14 protein-coding genes are annotated in these 16,916 nt (G+C 71.3%); 9 read left to right on the top strand and 5 right to left on the bottom strand.

From position 1 onward, the window contains the following. Positions 1-260: 260 nt before the first annotated feature. A complete protein-coding gene (locus tag ACIG3E_RS32180) occupies positions 261-1,514 on the top strand; it encodes a cytochrome P450 (RefSeq protein WP_399623089.1) in 1,254 nt (417 codons plus the stop codon). An 80-nt stretch (positions 1,515-1,594) separates the two neighbouring features. On the opposite strand, the gene ACIG3E_RS32175 is transcribed toward ACIG3E_RS32180, so the two are convergent. The 4 genes from ACIG3E_RS32175 to ACIG3E_RS32160 all read right to left on the bottom strand — a co-directional run bounded on the left by ACIG3E_RS32175 (position 1,595) and on the right by ACIG3E_RS32160 (position 5,272). Then, a complete protein-coding gene (locus ACIG3E_RS32175) occupies positions 1,595-2,662 on the bottom strand; it encodes a methyltransferase (RefSeq protein WP_399623088.1) in 1,068 nt (355 codons plus the stop codon). Positions 2,663-2,738: 76 nt separating this feature from the next. Next, on the bottom strand, positions 2,739-3,542 hold the full coding sequence (locus tag ACIG3E_RS32170; RefSeq protein ID WP_399623087.1) for a class I SAM-dependent methyltransferase: 804 nt from the start codon (positions 3,540-3,542) through the stop codon (positions 2,739-2,741). Between the two features lie 249 nt (positions 3,543-3,791). After that, a complete protein-coding gene (locus ACIG3E_RS32165) occupies positions 3,792-3,989 on the bottom strand; it encodes a ferredoxin (RefSeq protein ID WP_399623086.1) in 198 nt (65 codons plus the stop codon). A gap of 176 nt (positions 3,990-4,165) precedes the next feature. Then, the gene (locus ACIG3E_RS32160; RefSeq protein ID WP_399623085.1) at positions 4,166-5,272 is read right to left on the bottom strand and encodes a LuxR C-terminal-related transcriptional regulator; all 1,107 of its coding nucleotides are present in this window, start codon (positions 5,270-5,272) and stop codon (positions 4,166-4,168) included. Between the two features lie 1,280 nt (positions 5,273-6,552). On the opposite strand from ACIG3E_RS32160, the gene ACIG3E_RS32155 reads away from it, so the two are divergent. After that, on the top strand, positions 6,553-7,284 hold the full coding sequence (locus ACIG3E_RS32155; protein ID WP_399623084.1) for a response regulator transcription factor: 732 nt from the start codon (positions 6,553-6,555) through the stop codon (positions 7,282-7,284). 11 nt (positions 7,285-7,295) lie between these two features. Here the strand turns inward: ACIG3E_RS32155 and ACIG3E_RS32150 are convergent, their stop codons facing one another. Then, on the bottom strand, positions 7,296-7,784 hold the full coding sequence (locus ACIG3E_RS32150; protein ID WP_399623083.1) for a type II 3-dehydroquinate dehydratase: 489 nt from the start codon (positions 7,782-7,784) through the stop codon (positions 7,296-7,298). 737 nt (positions 7,785-8,521) lie between these two features. On the opposite strand from ACIG3E_RS32150, the gene ACIG3E_RS32145 reads away from it, so the two are divergent. From ACIG3E_RS32145 to ACIG3E_RS32115, 7 genes are all read left to right on the top strand, one after another. Then, positions 8,522-8,746: a DUF5988 family protein gene (locus ACIG3E_RS32145; protein ID WP_242726957.1), complete on the top strand. Its 225-nt coding sequence runs from the start codon at positions 8,522-8,524 to the stop codon at positions 8,744-8,746. Between the two features lie 168 nt (positions 8,747-8,914). Continuing rightward, positions 8,915-10,789 carry a molecular chaperone HtpG gene (gene htpG / locus ACIG3E_RS32140; protein ID WP_399623082.1) on the top strand — a complete coding sequence of 625 codons (1,875 nt, stop codon included), beginning with the start codon at positions 8,915-8,917 and terminating at the stop codon, positions 10,787-10,789. Positions 10,790-10,914: 125 nt separating this feature from the next. Continuing rightward, positions 10,915-12,360, top strand: a complete 1,446-nt coding sequence (locus ACIG3E_RS32135; RefSeq protein ID WP_399623081.1) for a wax ester/triacylglycerol synthase family O-acyltransferase — start codon at positions 10,915-10,917, stop codon at positions 12,358-12,360. 75 nt (positions 12,361-12,435) lie between these two features. Continuing rightward, positions 12,436-13,944 (top strand): SDR family NAD(P)-dependent oxidoreductase, encoded by a 1,509-nt coding sequence (locus tag ACIG3E_RS32130; protein ID WP_399623080.1) that lies wholly within the window; start codon positions 12,436-12,438, stop codon positions 13,942-13,944. Positions 13,945-14,256: 312 nt separating this feature from the next. After that, the gene (locus ACIG3E_RS32125) at positions 14,257-14,430 is read left to right on the top strand and encodes a hypothetical protein (protein ID WP_172381448.1); all 174 of its coding nucleotides are present in this window, start codon (positions 14,257-14,259) and stop codon (positions 14,428-14,430) included. A gap of 280 nt (positions 14,431-14,710) precedes the next feature. Then, positions 14,711-15,511: a helix-turn-helix domain-containing protein gene (locus tag ACIG3E_RS32120; RefSeq protein ID WP_399623079.1), complete on the top strand. Its 801-nt coding sequence runs from the start codon at positions 14,711-14,713 to the stop codon at positions 15,509-15,511. Next, positions 15,508-16,857 (top strand): MFS transporter, encoded by a 1,350-nt coding sequence (locus ACIG3E_RS32115; protein ID WP_399623078.1) that lies wholly within the window; start codon positions 15,508-15,510, stop codon positions 16,855-16,857. Before ACIG3E_RS32120 ends, ACIG3E_RS32115 begins: the two co-directional genes overlap by 4 nt. Positions 16,858-16,916 lie beyond the last annotated feature (59 nt).

Raw genomic sequence — 16,916 nt, 5'->3', positions numbered from 1 at the left:
ATGCGCGCTGTTGGAAGAGGGGGAATTCCACCACGTGGTCAATCGAGCACGTGGGAAATCGGTCACGCGAGAAAGCGATCGCACGGGAAATCCACCACGCGGCCAATCGAGCACGTGGGAATTCGCTGGCACGCTATTCCACGGTACGAAACGTGTCAAGAAGCGGAAAACCTTACCAGGTTGAGGGATGCTCCACCGGCTATTTCGGCCTTAGCCTGCCCAGGAGTCGTGACCATTCCTCGACGCCGAAGGGGAGCCCCATGACAGCCACCGCCGAGAACGCGACCGAGCCGGTCGACCTGCTCTCGCCGGACCTGATCGCCGACCCGTTCGGCGCGTACGCGCGGCTGCGCGAGCAGGCGCCGACCCTGACCGGCTCGATCATGGGCGGGCGCCCGATGTGGCTGGTCACCCGCTACGAGGACGTACGCCGGGTCCTGACCGACCCGAGGTTCCACAACAACCCCGCTTCGGTGCCGGACGCCCCGGACACCCGTACGACGATCATGCGCCAGCTCAACCTCCCCACCGACCTGGTCGACTACCTCGAAGACAAGCTGATGCAGATCGACGGCGCGGACCACCGCAGGCTGCGCGGCCTGGTCTCCAAGGCGTTCACGGCCCGGCGCGTGGCCCGGCTGCGCCCGCGGGTCGAGGAGATCACCACGGCGCTGCTCGACGCGATGGCCGACGCGGGGCGCGACGGCACCCCCGTCGACCTGTTGACCGCGTTCTGCTATCCGCTGCCGTTCACCGTGATCTGCGAGCTGGTCGGCATCGACGAGGCGGACCGCGCGCCCTGGTTCGAGTGGGGCCACTGCCTGTCCTCGCCCACGGAGCACCGCGAGCGCCTCCCGCAGGTCATGCGCGAGTGCGTCGACCACATGCTGGAGGCCATCGCGCGGCGCCGCGCCGAGCCGCGCGACGACCTGATCTCCGCGCTCATCCAGGCCCAGGAGGACGACGGCGACCGGCTCTCCGAACGGGAGCTGGTCACCCTCGTCTTCACCCTGGTCATCACCGGGCACGAGACGACGACGCACCTGCTCGCCAACTCGGTGCTCGCCCTCCTGGAGAACCCGGACCAGCTGGCCCTCGTCCGGGCGGACCCGTCCCGCTGGCCGCAGGCGGTCAACGAACTCATGCGCCTGGGCCCCACCCAGTGGGGACTGCCCCGGCACCCCTCACAGGACGTCGAGCTGGGCGGCGTGACGATCCCGGCGGGCGCCACGGTCATGCCGCTGATCCTGCCCGCCAACACCGACCCGCGCCGGTACGAGGAGCCCGAGCGCCTCGACGTCGGCCGCGGGGCCGGGCAGAGCCACCTCGGCTTCGGCCAGGGGGCGCACTACTGCCTCGGCGCGCCGCTGGCGCTCCAGGAGGCGGAGGTGGCGCTGCGCGCGCTGTTCGACCGGTTCCCCGACCTGTCTCTGGCGGTGCGGCGCGAGGAGATCCGGTGGACCCTGCGGCCCGGCGTCACCCGGGTCGACGCGCTCCCGCTGCGCCTGGTCTGAGCGCCCGTACGCCGCACCCCCTCGTCCCTGGCAGGAGGCCGGGCGAGGGGGTGCGGCGTACGGGCGCTCGGGGCGTGCGGTCAGGCGGCCTTCGTCGCGCACAGGATGCCGTGGGCGATCAGGGCCCCCGGCAGGGCGGTGAGGTCCTGGGCGACCGTCCTGGTGACCCGGAACCCGGCCTCCTCCAGCCACTTGCGGTACGTCGACAGCTTCTGCGGGCCGCCCTGGCCCATGGTGCAGCCGAGGAAGTAGGCGGGGAAGATGTCGACGCCGACGCTGCTGGGCTCCCTGATGTCCTCGGGGTAGACCGGCACGAGGATGTTGACCTTCCCGCCGACGTCCAGCGCCTCGCTGACGCGGTGGAGGATCGTCCGCACGTCGTCCTTGTCGAACATGTCGAGGAAGTGCTTGATCAGGACGACGTCGAACCCCTTGGGCACGCTCTCGAAGACGTCGCCGCCGATGAAGGAGCAGTGCTCCGCCACGCCCTGGGCCCGGAAGTTCGCCAGGCACTCGTCCTTCTTCTCGGGCAGGTCGAACGTCGTCACGCGCAGGCCGGGCGACGCCTTGAGGCGGTGGGCGAGGATCGCGCCGAGCCCGGTGTTCCCGGCCAGGTCGAGCACCCGCGAGCCCGGCGGGACGTGGATGTTGCGGAAGAACCAGGGGTCCATGTGGGCGGTGACGTCGTCCATCATCGTCGCCCAGGACTCGCGCAGGTCCTTGTGCTCGGCCACGGCCTCGTAGAGGTTGCCCTCGAATCCGTACAGTTTGTCCAGGCCGACGATGCTGCCGGTCCTGACGCTGTCGGTGAGGTAGAACATCTGCCGGAGCATGACGACCTTGATCATGTCCAGCACGGGGAGCAGCCGCTGGAGGTCGGCCGCGGACACGCCCGCGAACGCGTCGAGGGAGTAGCCGCCGGAGGCCTTGTCGAAGGCGACGAAGCCCTCCTTGACCGGCAGGTGCAGGAGTTGCTCCACGGCGTCCGGCTTGGCGCCGACGGCTTCGCCGAGCTGGGCCGCGGTCATCCCGGGCCGCTCGCGCAGCGCGTCGACGAGGCCGAGCTCGAAGCAGGACAGCAGGATCATGAACCGCGAGGGCCCCACCATGTACTCGCGCAGACGCGTGAAGGTGTCCACTGCGTTCATCGCACTCATTCCTTCGGGTCGGCTGGTCGGCTGCCACAACGTCCCGCTCCGACACGGGGGATCCCGCGTGCCGGACTCACTCCGGTCGCCGGGCGACGATCCTGGCGTGGTGGAGACCGGCCTTGCCCGCCGCGAAGGCGGCCCGCAGGACCTCGTCCACGAACTCGTCGACGCGCTCGCCGAGCGCGTCGGCCTGCGTGGCGAAGCCCATCAGCTTGTAGCGTCGGCGCATCTGCGCCAGCTCCTCGTCGGAGGGCATCGCGCCGTCCCCGCCGAGCGCGTGCACGATCGCCGGGTCGTAGTCGGTCAGTTCGAGACCGGCCTCCTGGAGCACCCGCGCCACCTCGTCGGCCGGGTAGTCGCGCATCGCGGGTGGCGCCGAGGCGAGCAGGTCCTTCCACTTCGCGCTGCCCGAGACCTCGCGGACGATCCCGAACATGCCCGCGCCGTCGCCGCGCGGCTGGGCGCCGGACCACTGGAGGACGAGGTGGCCGCCCGGGCGCAGCGCGCGGGCCATCCGGCGCAGCGGCTCCTCGGCCTCGGCCAGCCAGTGCAGCACCCAGGAGGAGTGGATGAGGTCGAACTGGCCCTCCGGTAGCTGGAGTTGCTCGGCCGGGCAGACCTCGGCGCGCACGGGGAGCCCGGCGCACCGCTGCCGGGTCGCCGCCACCATGGACGGCGAGGCGTCGCTGGCCCACACGTCGAAGCCCCGCTCCGCGACGGCCCGCGCGACCTCCCCGGTGCCGCAGCCGATCTCGGCGAAGGTGCCGCCCTTGTCCAGGGCGCCGCCCGCGCGTTCGAGGGCGGCGAGCGCCGTCTTGATGTGGGGCGCGTTCACCTGCGCGTAGTCCTCGGCCAGCCAGGCGTTGATCGCGGTCATCGACGAAGTCCTCTCTCTGCCGGGAAGGCCGCGGCGGTCACCGCGCGAGCCGAGCGGCACACCGCTCTCGCGCGACACCGCGGTCACGAGCGCCCGGGACACCGAAAGGGGCGGGGCGCACGGGCCCGCGGCGGGCACACGAGGGGCCCCGCCGTGCGGCGCCGAGTGGAAGGGGCGGGCTCGTTCCTCGAAGACTAGGGCGGGCCCGACCCGCTGGGCACCCCTCGATCTGATAGGCCGCCGGGCGGCTCACTCGACGAGGGAGAGTGCCTGGGCCGGGCAGTTGTCGACGGCCTCGCGGGCCTTGCGCCGCAGGAGGTCGCCCGCGGGCTCGGCGTCGAGCACGACGACCGTGCCCTCGTCCTCGCTCTGGTCGAACAGGCTCGGTTCGGTGAACACGCACTGGCCGGAGCCGACGCATTGACCGGCATCCGCGATGATCTTCATGGTGGTTTGCCTCCGGGGCACGGTGAATTGCCTCGCGGAAGTGCCCCGTTGACCGCACGGCACGAACGGGGGGAAATCCGTCCGTGCCCCGCGCGGGACACTTCCTCTTTCCGATGCGCTACTCCGGCCCGCAGCCGGGTAACGTTACCACCGGACGTCGAATAGCGGCGCTGGATTCAGTAATCGGCACTTGATATCCGGCTCCACGTGCGGGTGAGTTCGACGCGCGAGGCCACATTCATCTTGCGGAAGATCTTCTTGAGGTGGAATGCCACGGTGTGGCCGGAGATGAAGAGGCGCTCACCGACCTGGGAGTTCGTGAATCCCTGGCTCACCAGCTCGGCCACGGCCACTTCCGAATTGGTGAGAGAGCCGATCTTCACGCTGTCGTGGGTGGCGTACTGCGGATAGCGACCGCGCCGCACTCCCAGGGAACGGAGCCTGCTGACGACCCGGCGGGCATCGCGCGGGGCCGCGGACTTGGAGTATCCGTCCACCGCCCTCTCCAGGATTTCCACGGCCCGGTCCCGTTCCTGCCGGGTGTCCGCGAGGAGCTTTCCGGCGTCTTCGTGGGCGGACGCTCCCGCCCACGCGTCCCGATGGCTCTCGGCCGCGGTGATGAGGGTCTCGGGATTCTCCGCGAGGAGTCCTTCGGCATGGGTTCCCGCCGCTTCCACGGAACGGATTCCGGGGTTGCGCGCGGCGAGTTCGGACGCCTCAGCGGTCACCCGCTTGGCGAGGACCTCGTCGCCCAGCTTCCGCGCCGCCCGGACCAGCCAGGCGGCGGCCGCCGGCTGCGCGGCCAGGAGCTCCAGGACGAGCTGGTCGTCCGTGATGATGCCGACGACGAGATGGGCGGCGCTCGTCGCGCCGCCCTGCACCTCCAGGAGTTGGGCCGCCGCCCAGGCGCACTGGCTGGGGCGGTGGATCGTCTGCCCCAGCAGGGCGTCGTCCCGCAGCTGGTTGGCGAAGTCCGAGCTCACGCTCATGTCGCCCTGCCGGAGGGCGCTGAGCGCCATCACGGCGTGCGCCTCGGGCAGCAGACAGGTGAGGCCGAGCTGCTGGGCCTCGCGCACGCCCTGGGCCGCCAGGTCGACGGCGGTGTCGATGTCCCCCTGGGTGAAGGCGAGTTCCGCCGCGCACGTCAGGGAGGCCGCGACGAGGCCGCCGGTCTCCGCGGTGCTGACCGTCGTCTCCTCCACACCGGCGAGCACGCGCGCCCCGGCCGCGGGCTCCCGGATTCTCACCAGGAGTGCGGAGTGCCAGATCCTGGCGAGGCCCACGCAATTCCCCGAGCACCGCGGTTTTGTTTTTCCGGCTCTTTCCGCGAGGCGCAGTCCTTCTGTGAGATCGCCGCGCGACCAGGCGGAAAAGGAGAGCGTGGCCAGCTGAACGGTTTCGCAGGAGCTGTTGTGGCAGGCCCCCATGACGTAGAGGGAGGGCGGCAGCTGCAGGCGGAACGGTGAATCGAGCATCACATCTCCTGTCATTGGCCCAGCACTGATCATTGGCTCATCACTGACGCCGCGTGGCCGGTGTGCCGCTCCGGCCGCGCCGGCCACGGGAAAGTATGCGCAGGAACGCTTATGGCGAGCAGGCGCGCAAGGGGGCGCGCACCACCCCTATGTGACGCCTCGTCGACTACCGCGCGGCGTCGACTTCGTCGCCGCGACGCGGGCAGACATGCCGTAGGGGCGGCACCGGTCGGTGCCGATGAGGAGGGACCGGCCGGAAGGGGGCGGGGGCTCATGTTGCATCTGACATGTTCCGATGATCCAACGTTAAGCCCCTGAAGTGCAGGAGCACTTCAGCGGAGATGAAGCATAATTTCAAAGCTGTGACAGGGGTCCCGTGGTGTCGTCTGCGATTTGACCGGCTTTGCAGCGATCTTCCCGGGTGCGGCTTTCCCGTGGCCCATTTCTTGCTGTGGCCGAATTCTTACCTTAGCGGCCGCACGTGGACTTACGGGTGAGTAACCCCCACATTCGCGCCCACCGCACCCGAGATGGCATGTGGGGGGCGGTCGGATCGCGTGAGGATAGGGGCTCTCGGGGTCTTTGCAGGATGATCTTGCTGTGGCACGGTGGGTGCCTGCGTGATCACGCCGGGGTGTCCCGTCCGGGCGCGAGTGGGGTGGTGGGGCGCGCGGTGCGACCCGGCCGGGTCGGCGGGTGCCTCGGGGGCGGACCTCGCGGTGGCCGTGTGCGGAGTGACCGTCCAGGACGAGGTGGGCCTTGTGCGTGAAGTAGCCCGCGGGGTGGCCGGGGGAGCGCTGCGGCGAGTCCCGCGGCGGCGCCCCAGGGCCCGTGGCCACCGGAGGGCGCGTGCGAACCCCCGATGTCGTCGACGGCCCCCGTGTCCGGGGCTCCTGCCGTGCCGTGGACGCCAACTGCCCCACATATCCCGCCAGTTCACTCACGAAAAATCCAAGCCGGAAGAACAGCTACCGTTTCGGAGCAATAGCAGCCGGGTAGGTCTTCAGGTCGGATCAATAGGGGGCGGGTAGTCCAGAGCGCAGCAAGAGGAGTCGGGCAGGTCCACGGCAATTCAGGAGGGAAGCGTTTTGGGAAAGCCATCCACACGCGTTCTGCTGGTCAGCGATGATGCGCGTCTGAGCACTGCCCTGCACCACCCACCGCTCCCCGCGAAGTACTTCGTCATCTCGGTGCCCACCGGTGCGCAGGCCCTGGAGAGCTTCGGAGACTTCGATCTGTTGCTGCTCGACTCCTCCACCCCCGGCATGGACAGCCACGAGGTGTGCAAAAGAATCCGCAATCAGGCGTCCGTGCCCATCATCATTGTCGGTGCCTGTGCCAACGAGATCGACCGGGTGCTCGCCCTGAACGCCGGTGCGGATTACTGCGTGGTGAAATCCGACTCGCTCCACGAGTTGCAGGCGAGCATGGACGCCGTCATGCGGCGCTCCTCTTCCTGTCCGGTCGGCCGGAACGCTCCGGGGCCGTCCGCCCCGGCGGGCGAGATACTCGTCGCGGGGCCGCTGCGGTTGAATCCGCGCAATCGGGACGTGACCTTGGACGGGCGGCCGGTCAGACTGACCCCCAAGGAGTTCGACCTGCTCTCCATGCTGATGGAGGACCCCGATACCCTGCACACCCGCAAGGCCATCATCGCGCGGGTGTGGAACGAGCATTGGTTCGGCTCCACGCGCACCCTGGACGTGCATATCGGGGCGCTGCGTCAGAAGCTCGGATCCTACGACTGGATCGAGACCAAACGCGGCATCGGATTCCGGCTCGGCTCCGTGCCGTCGGCCGGGGCGCGCGACTCGCCGTAACCGGGGTTCCGCTAGGGCCTGACCCCGCCCACCTCGCCGTTCAGCCGCTGAGGGCCGCGCGGCGCGGTCGCGGTGAGATGCAGCAGGGCCCTGGCGGCCAGGCGGTAGCCGAAGGCCCCCAGGCCGACCACGACCCCGCTCGCCAGCGGCGCGATCACCGATTCGTGGCGGAATTGCTCGCGGGCCCACACATTGCTGAGATGCACTTCGACCCACGGCGGCGCGTAGCTCGCGAGGGCATCGCGCAGACTCCATCCCGCAATCATGAGGGCACCCGGATTGACGACGGCCCCGACCGTACTCGGGCCGTGCCGGTGGATCGCCCCGACGAGATCGCCTTCCGAGTCGTGCTGGAGGGAGAGGACTTCCCAGCCCCGGACGCCGACTTCCTCGGCGACCGCCGCCTCGATGTCCGCGAGCGTATCCGTGCCGTATATCTCGGGCTCGCGTCGGCCCAGCACACCCAGATTGGGCCCGTTGAGGAGAAGGACGACACTCAAGGCGGCACCTCGCTATTCCTTCGGGGCGGGGACGGCCGGTGAACCGTGGGTCGCCTCCACCATCCCGAATCCCCGTGCGGCACGCCATCATCAGAATTGATAGTCCCGACGGCGCGCGGGGGCGCGTGCGCGCCCGACCCTGCACGACGAGCAACAGGTCTACTAGCTTTGGTAGACCTGATACCGAGGCCAGATATGGACGCCGGGACCTATACCGCTGCCCGTACGCTCCGCGTACGCTGGGCGGCAGTTCCTGGAAGGAGCGGGGGTGGGGGATGGCCGTGGGCCGAGTGATCCGGAGTGACGGGCTGCGTGGGCACGCCTTCGTCGCACGGGAGCGCGGCAGGGAAGACGTCTTCCCGCAGGTGACTGATCTCCGTATTCCGGAGTCGTTCGCGCGGTCGCGACCGGCGGCCGAATTCGAGGCCGGAAATGGTGAACGGAAGCCGAATGCGCACGAGAGACCGTACGTCCGCCCTGCCGCGCCGCTGAGCTGACCCACCGGCGGACCGCGTGAGTGCTGACGGTCGACAGGTCACGTCGGTGCGCGAGCGCTCCCCACAGACCAGGGCCGGGTGTGCCCCCCGTCGCACCCGGCCCTCCACTGATCCCCTCACGGCCTTCGCCACCCGCGCGGGAACAGGTCGCCGCGGGCGGCCACCCGGCGCAACCACAGTCCTGGAAACGCAAGTTCAGCGCGACAACCGGAACCGCTAGCCCGGAAGGTGAGGATGAGCATGGTCGACAAAGGCACTCCCAACGTTTTCCTGAGCGGCGGCTCTCGCTCGTTGATCACGGACGAGGACCGACTGCACTATCTGCCGGACCTCGGCGTGGACAAGGTCAAGGTGCTGTGCGGCAACCGCTACGAACACTTCGAGGCCAGCTCCGAGACGACCCGTGTCGACGACCGTGAGCTGCGCGTCTTCGTGTGGACCCAGCGCACGTACGTCGCGGAGTGAGGCGTCGGGCCCTCCCTCCCCGGTCCGCCGCCCGGACCGGGCCGGGGGAGGGCCCGTCGCCTGCCGCGTGCGCTTGTCCGTGCGGTTGTCGATGTGTCAGATTTCGGTGGCGCGTACGCGCGCATCCTGTGACCGACCTGTGCACATCAGACAGAGCGAAGGGACGTAATGAGCACCGAGACGCTGGAGTTCCAGGCAGAAGCGCGGCAGCTCCTCCAGTTGATGGTCCACTCGATCTATTCGAACAAGGACATCTTCCTGCGCGAGCTCATCTCCAACGCCTCCGACGCCCTTGACAAACGGCGTCTCGCGGGACTCACCGACGAAGCGCTGCGGGCCGACGACCTGCACATCGAGATCGAGGCCGACAGTGAGGCCCGCACCCTGACCGTGCGGGACAACGGCATCGGCATGTCCCGCGAGGACGTGGTGGGGCTGATCGGCACCATCGCCCGGTCCGGCACGGCCGAGACCCTGCGCCGACTCAAGGAGAACAAGGGGAACGGCGGGAACGACGGGAACGGCGGGAACGGCGGGAACAAGGAGTCGGCCGAGCTGATCGGCCAGTTCGGCGTCGGCTTCTACTCCGTGTTCATGGTCGCGGACAAGGTCACCTTGCTCACGCGCGCGGCCGGTGCGCAGGGCGGCGTCCGCTGGGAGTCGGACGGCGACGGCACGTACACCATCGAGACCGTCGAGGACGCGCCGGAAGGCACCGCGGTCACCGTCCACCTGCGTCCCGCGGACGAAGAGGACGCGCTGTACGACTACGCCGACGACCGGAAGATCCGGGAGATCGTCAAGCGGTACTCGGACTTCATCTCGTTCCCCATCCGGATGGGCGACGACACCCTCAACTCGATGAAGGCGCTCTGGGCGCGGCCGCGCTCCGAGGTCAAGGACGAGGAGTACCGGGAGTTCTACCGGCACGTCAGCCACGACTGGGCGGACCCGCTCGAGGTCATCCAGATGCGGGCGGAGGGCACCTTCGAGTACGAGGCCCTGCTCTTCATCCCCTCGCGCGCCCCGCACGACCTCTTCCAGCGCGACGCCCGGCACGGCGTCCAGCTGTACGTCAAGCGCGTGTTCATCATGGACGACACCCGTGAGCTGCTGCCCAGCCACCTGCGCTTCGTCAAGGGGGTCGTGGACGCGGCCGACCTGTCCCTGAACATCTCGCGTGAGATCCTCCAGCAGGACCGGCACATCCAGCTGATCCGCCGCCGTCTGGCGAAGAAGGTCCTGTCCACCGTCAAGGACCTCATGAAGAACGACGCGGAGAAATACCGCACGTTCTGGCGCGAGTTCGGCCCCGCCGTGAAGGAGGGCCTGCTCGACGGGTCCGAGGACCACAAGGCGCTCCTCGACATCGCGTCCTTCTCCTCCACCGCGGGCGAGGAGCCCACCACCCTGGCCGACTACGTCGCCAGGATGAAGGACGGCCAGGACAAGATCTACTTCATGACCGGCGAGAGCCGCGCGCAGGTCGAGAACTCCCCGCACCTGGAGGCCTTCCGGGCCAAGGAGTACGAGGTCCTGCTGCTCACCGACCCGGTGGACGAGATCTGGGTCGAGGGCGTGCGGGAGTACGACGGCAAGGAGTTCCAGTCCGTCACGCGGGGCGCGGTCGACCTGCCCGCCGACGAGGAGCTGTCGGAGGAGGAGTCCGGCACCTACGCGCCGCTGCTCGGCTGGCTCAAGGAGACCCTCGACGACGTGAAGGACGTCCGGCTGACCACCCGCCTCACCAGCTCGCCCGCGTGCCTGGTCAGTGACGCGGAGGGGCTCACGCCGACGCTGGAGAAGATGTACAAGGCGATGGGCCAGGAGGTCCCGCCGGTCAAGCGCATCCTGGAGCTGAACCCCGAGCACCCGCTGGTCACCGGCCTCAAGGCCGCGCACGAGCAGCGTGCCGACGCCCCCGAGCTGACCGAGACGGCCGAGCTCCTCTACGGCACCGCCCTGCTCGCCGAAGGGGGCGACCTGGCGGACCCGGCGCGCTTCGCCAAGCTGCTCGCGGACCGCCTCGCCAGGACGGTGTGAGCCGAGGACCGAGGGGTGGGCGGGCCTTTCTGAGGCGGTAACTGCACGTATCTAGATCGTACTTGACCGTAATTGTCAGAGGGTGATTGGCTGCTTGCTCCCCGTCATCGACGCGAGAGCAAGCCATGACCTCTGAGAGCTCAGACCTGCTCGCACCCCTCGATCTCGCCTTCTGGAGCATCGAGTCCGCCGACCACCCCATGCACCTGGGGGCCCTGGGCGTCTTCGCGGCCGACTCGCCGTCGGCCGCCGCGCACGCCGCCGAGCTGCTCGCCGCGCGCGCCGCCGCCGTACCGGGCCTGCGCCTGCGCATCCGGCAGGTGCTGCTGCCCCTCGGCGGCGCCGCGCGGCACCCCGTGCCCGGCTTCGACCCGCTGGACCACGTGCGGCTCGCCGCGCCCGTACGGGACTTCCAGGCGGCGGCGGGCGCGCTGCTCCAGCGGCCCCTGGGCCGGGACCGGCCGCCGTGGGAGGCACATGTGCTGCCCCGTACGGACGGCCGGTCCTTCGCCGTGCTCTTCAAGTTCCACCACGCGCTCGCGGACGGGCTGCGGGCCCTCACGCTCGCGGCCGCGGTCATGGACCAGGCCGCGCGCGCCGAGCCCCCGGCCGTCCCCGCCGCGCGCCCCGCACCGCGCCCGCCGTGGTGGCGCGCCCTCGATCCGCGCGCACTGCCCGGTCTGGCCGCCGCCGCACCGGGCCGCGCGGCCGCCGTGCCGGGCCGGGCCGCCGGATCCCTGCGGTCCGCCGCCGGGTCCTTGCGGTCGGCCGCCGGTGACGTCGGCCGGGCGCTCGGCATCGGCGCGTCGGTGGCCCGCGCGACCTGGGGGACGCGCTCCTGCGCCGCCCTCACCTCCCGGCCCACGGGCACGCGCCGCACCGAGGGCGTCCTGCTCGACCTGGACGACGTACACCGCGTACGCAAGACGGCGGGCGGCACCGTCAACGACGTCCTGATCGCCGTCGTCGCCGGGGCGCTGCGGCGCTGGCTCGACGAGCGCGGCGACGGCAGCGCGGGCGTCGCGCCGCGCGCCCTCGTCCCCGTGTCGCGCCGCCGCCCGCGCACCGCCCACCCCCAGGGCAACCGCCTCTCCGGCTATCTGGTCCGGCTGCCCGTGGACGAACCCGCCCCGCTGGCGCGCGTGGCCGCCGTGCGCGCCGCCATGGACCGCAACAAGGACGCGGGGCCCCTGCGCGGCGCCGGTGCCGTCGCGCTGCTCGCCGACCACGTGCCGCCGCTCGGGCACCGCGTCGGCGGCCCGGCCGTCGCCCACGCCGCCCGGCTGCTCTTCGACGTCCTCGTCACCAGCGTGCCCCTGCCGAGCCTGGGCCTCGCCCTGGGCGGCTGCCCGCTCACCGAGGTCTACCCCTTCGCCCCGCTCGCGCGCGGCCAGGCCCTGGCCGTCGCGGTCTCCACCTACCGGGGCCGCGTCCACTACGGCCTCGTCGCCGACGCGGCGGCCGTGCCGGACCTGGAGCGGCTCGCGGGCTGCGTCCGCGCGGAGCTCGCCGGGCTCGTGGCCGCCTGCGACGACCGAACGAGTTTGATACCGGGCCCCCGCGCTACGTAAAGTTCCGCTTTTGGAGCATCCGCGGTCGACCCCAGACGGGCCGCGGCACGAGCGCGATGAGGAACGACAGCGGCGATGACGGTCACAGACGAGAGCCAACAGGAAGGCACCGGCGCCGTCGCCGGGGCCGACGCGTACGGTCCGGGCATCGACCCCGAGCGTCTCGCCGTCTGCCTCAGCGTGCTCGAGGAGCTCGACAAGCTGGAGGTCGACCACCCCGACGCGATCACCGTGCGCCGGGCCACGGCCGGGATCTACCGCACCGTGAAGCAGCGCCGCCGCCAGGAGCGCCGGGCCGCGAAGACCGCCCACGACAAGGCCGTCACCGAAGCCACCGCCACCGGCTCCGCCCAGCGCATCGACGACGAGACCGAGGGCATCCTGCCGTCGTCGGTCACCGAGGCGGGCAAGCTCGCGGGGATACTCCAGCGCCCCCGCTCCTGCTACACCTGCAAGACGCGGTACGTGGAGGTCGACTACTTCTACCACCAGCTCTGTCCCGAGTGCGCCGCCCTGAACCGCGCCAAGCGCGACGCCAGCGCCGACCTCACGGGCAAGAGCGCGCTGCTCACCGGCGGCCGCGCCAAGATCGGCATGTACATCGCGCTGCGGCTGCTGCGTGACGGTGCCCACACCACGATCACCACGCGCTTCCCGAAGGACGCCATCCGCCGGTTCAAGGCCATGGAGGACTCGGCGGACTGGATCGACCGCCTGGAGGTCGTCGGCATCGACCTGCGCGACCCGGCGCAGGCCGTGGCCCTCGCCGAGCAGGTCGCCGAGCGGGGCCCGCTGGACATCCTGATCAACAACGCCACGCAGACCGTGCGTCGGCTGCCCTCCGCCTACGCCGCGCTCGTCGAGGGCGAGAGCGCTCCGCTGCCCGCCGGTGAGCTCCCCGCCCACCACGTGATCGGCGCCTTCAACTCCGGCGCGGTGGACGGCCTCGCCGCGCTGCCCGTCGGGGTCACCGGGCTCGACGCGCAGCAGGTCGCCGACCTCGCCCTGGTCGCGGGCAACGCCAGCGTCGAGCGGCACCGCGACGGCAGCGCCATCGACGCGGGCGGCCTGGTGCCGGACGTCGTGGACAGCAACACCTGGGTGCAGTCCATCGAGCAGATCTCTCCGGTGGAGCTGCTCGAGACGCAGCTGTGCAACTACACGGCGCCGTTCATCCTCATCAGCAAGCTGCGCGCGGTGATGGCCGAGGCGGCGCGCAAGGCGCCGAGCAAGCGCGCGTACGTCGTCAACGTCTCCGCGATGGAGGGCGTGTTCGGCCGCGGCTACAAGGGCGCGGGCCACCCCAACACCAACGCCGCGAAGGCCGCCATGAACATGGTGACCCGCACCAGCGCCCAGGAGATGTTCCAGACCGACGGCATCCTCATGACCTCCGTCGACACCGGCTGGATCACCGACGAGCGCCCCCACTACGACAAGCTGCGCCTGGCCGAGGAGGGCTTCCACGCCCCGCTCGACCTGGTCGACGGCGCGGCCCGCGTCTACGACCCCGTCGTACGCGGCGAGGCGGGCGACGACGTGTACGGCGTCTTCCTGAAGGACTACGCGCCCGGCAAGTGGTGACGCCGACGCACCGCGCACCCGCCCCCGCGTCAAGGGCGGCGCGCGCCTCCTTCGGCTGACGGGGCGTCTCCTCGCGGGGAGATGTCCGGAAGTCACCCCTTAGGTCTAGCGCTATCGAGCAGACCGCCGCTCATTTGGTTAATCTGGTGCGAACGGACGGCTGGAAGGCATCCACCACCGCCTCGCTGCCGTCCCGGGACAGGCTCGCCACCACGGCCGCGATCCCGCCCGAACCCGGCGCCACCGCGACCGCGAAGACAGCGAAAGCAATGAGGCATCGTTTGTCCGCTACGCGACACAGAGGAGTGCGCGGTGACACCAGATCTGACGAAGCAGGAGAAGCGGCAGGCCGAGACCGGCGGTGAGCGGGCGGGCCGCCCGAAGCAGCTCCGCAACCTGGAGGCCTGGGCCAAGGCGGCCCCGATCCGTCTCGCCGGTTACGAGGACGACCTCGCCGAGCCGCACATCCTGCCGGGTATCGACTGACGGCATCCGCTCGCACGTCCCACGCACCCCGCGCCGACCCCATGGCGCGGGGTGCGTGCCGTCTCGTACGCCGTACGATCCCGGCCCTCCTGTATCTCCGGCCCTCTCGCCTCCCCGGCCCCTCCTGCCCCCCGCCTTTCCTGCCCCCCGGCTCTCCTGCCCTCACAGCCCTCCTGGCCGCCCTGCGTCCTGCCGGTCCGTCCGCTCGCGCCAAGATTTCCCCAAGAAAATTCTGCAAAAACTATTTGGGAAAGTGTGCGTGGCGGCCTAGCCTCCCCGTATGGCTGATGAACACCGGATCCTCGACCCCGAGCGGGACGCCGCCGCCCTCAAGGCCCTCACCCACCCCCTGCGCATCAGGCTGCTCGGCCTGCTGCGCGCCGACGGCCCCGCGACCGCGAGCGAGCTCGCCGTCAAGACCGGCGAGTCGTCCGCCTCCACCAGCTACCACCTGCGGGTCCTGGCGAAGTACGCATTCGTGGCCGAGGCGGAGCACCGCGACGGGCGCGAGCGGCGCTGGCGGTCGGTCCACGCCGTCACCAGCTGGAACAACGCGGACATGGACGCCTCGCCGGAGGGCCGCGCCTTCCGGAGCAGCATGGCCCGGCGCCAGATCGACCATCTGACCCGGTCCCTGGCCCGGCACGAGCGGGACCTCGACGCCGGGCGCTTCGGGCCCGAGTGGCGCGAACACGCCGGGATCACCGACCTCATGCCGCGCCTGACCGCCGCCTCCCTGGCCGAGCTGTGGCAGGCCTTCGAGGGCAAGCTCGCGGAACTGACCGCACGGGACGCAGCGGACCCGGGCGCGGAGCAGGTCGTGGTCTTCGCCGCGACCCTGCCGGTGGCGACACCGGCACCCGCCGAGGACAGCGGACCCGGCCCGGCGGAGGGCGACGCCGCAGGCGCGTCCGACGGGCCTGAGGATCCGGGCGCGTATGGACCGGACGACCCGGAGGCGTACGGACCTGACGACCCGGAGACGTACGGACCGGACGCCGCCCGCGGTGACGAGCCGGACGGCCCCGGCGGACGCGGCGGCTCCGGCACGCACCGGAACGTCAGCGGGGGCGTGTCATGACGGTCCGCCGACCCCTCGACCCCTGCGGCGCCCGGCGCAGATACGTGATCGCCTGCGGCCTCTTCTGGCTGCCGCTGGGCCTCGCCATCGCCCCGATGGTCCCGCTGATGACCGAGCGGGGCCTCGCCCTCGCGGCGGTCGCGGGCTGCGTCGCCGCGCACTCGCTGACCGCCGCGCTGCTCGAACTGCCCACCGGCGGGCTCGCGGACGTCCTCGGCCGCAAGGCCGTACTCGCCGCCGCGGGCGTACTCGACGTGGTGGCGCTCACCCTGCACGCGCTCGGCACCACCGCCTGGGTGCTCGCCCTCGCCATGGCCTTCAAGGGAGCGGGCCGCGCCCTGTCCAGCGGCCCCGCCGAGGCCTGGTACGTCGACACCGTGCAGGCGAGCGCGGGGCCCGACGCCGAGCTGCGCACCGGCCTGGCGCGCGGCGCCACCGCCTCCTCCGTCGCCCTGGCGGTCGGCACGCTCGTCGGCGGGTCGCTGCCCTGGCTCCTGGGGCTCGGCCCCGACCTCGGCGCCCGCCTCGACCGGGCCACGTCGGGGCTCGTCCTGCCGCTGTCCGTACCGGCGCTGCTCGGCGTGGGCGTCGCCTTCGCCTTCATCGTGTACGTCCTGACCGCCCTGCCCGAGCCGCCCCGCCCGCGGGCCACCCTCCGGGGCGTGCTGCGCGGCGTCCCCGGGACCATCGTCGCCGGGATGCGCCTGGGCGGCAGCGACGCCCTGGTGCGCCGGGTCGTGCTCAGCGCGGGCGCGGCGGGCAGCGCCCTGGTCACCGTCGAGCTGCTCACGCCGGGCCGCGCCGCGGACCTGACCGGCGCGGCGGAGTCGGGAGCGGTGGTGTTCGCGGGGCTCGCCTGCGCCGGATACCTCTGCTCGGCCCTCGGCAGCCAGCTCGCCCCGCCCGTGGCCCGCGTCGCCGGTGGCGGGGAGCGCGCCGTCCTCCTCTGCCTCGGCGCCGCCGGGGGCGGTCTGCTGCTGCTCGCGGTCACGGCGACCGCCACAGGACCGGCCCCGGTGCTGCTCGCGGTGGGTGGCTACGCGCTCGTGTACCTGGGCCTCGGCGCGGCGAACCCCAGCCAGAACGAGCTGCTGCACCGCCGCGTGCCGAGCGAGGGCCGGGCCACCGCCCTCTCCGTCCAGTCCCTCGCGCTGCAACTGGTCGGCGCGCTCACGGGGTTGATCGCCGGTTTCCTGCCCGCCGGGCCCGCGCGCTGGCTCCTTGGTGCCGCCGTCCTGCTCGCGGGCGCCGCGCTGTGGGCGCGCCGCGCGGAACCGGCGGCCGCTACCGGCGCGCCCGCCGATCGGTTCCCGCTGGTCAACTCCGATTCCACGGCGGAACGTTGACGTGACGCCGTGGAACCGCGACGCCACACACCGCGTTTCCCCCGGGGTGAGGTGAGGGA

Source organism: Streptomyces sp. NPDC053474 (assembly GCF_044544845.1).
Taxonomy (GTDB): domain Bacteria; phylum Actinomycetota; class Actinomycetes; order Streptomycetales; family Streptomycetaceae; genus Streptomyces.
Note: the sequence above shows the minus strand (reverse complement) of the source record. Positions and strands in the feature narration are given on the sequence as shown.

Bases quoted from the DNA above. Each gene is read 5' to 3' on its own strand.
- ACIG3E_RS32115 (WP_399623078.1), top strand. From the start codon at position 15,508: ATGACGGTCCGCCGACCCCTCGACCCCTGCGGCGCCCGGCGCAGATAC.
- ACIG3E_RS32135 (WP_399623081.1), top strand. From the start codon at position 10,915: ATGACCTCTGAGAGCTCAGACCTGCTCGCACCCCTCGATCTCGCCTTC.
- htpG (WP_399623082.1), top strand. From the start codon at position 8,915: ATGAGCACCGAGACGCTGGAGTTCCAGGCAGAAGCGCGGCAGCTCCTC.
- ACIG3E_RS32120 (WP_399623079.1), top strand. From the start codon at position 14,711: ATGGCTGATGAACACCGGATCCTCGACCCCGAGCGGGACGCCGCCGCC.
- ACIG3E_RS32145 (WP_242726957.1), top strand. From the start codon at position 8,522: ATGGTCGACAAAGGCACTCCCAACGTTTTCCTGAGCGGCGGCTCTCGC.
- ACIG3E_RS32130 (WP_399623080.1), top strand. From the start codon at position 12,436: ATGACGGTCACAGACGAGAGCCAACAGGAAGGCACCGGCGCCGTCGCC.
- ACIG3E_RS32165 (WP_399623086.1), bottom strand. From the start codon at position 3,989: ATGAAGATCATCGCGGATGCCGGTCAATGCGTCGGCTCCGGCCAGTGC.
- ACIG3E_RS32180 (WP_399623089.1), top strand. From the start codon at position 261: ATGACAGCCACCGCCGAGAACGCGACCGAGCCGGTCGACCTGCTCTCG.
- ACIG3E_RS32175 (WP_399623088.1), bottom strand. From the start codon at position 2,662: ATGAACGCAGTGGACACCTTCACGCGTCTGCGCGAGTACATGGTGGGG.
- ACIG3E_RS32170 (WP_399623087.1), bottom strand. From the start codon at position 3,542: ATGACCGCGATCAACGCCTGGCTGGCCGAGGACTACGCGCAGGTGAAC.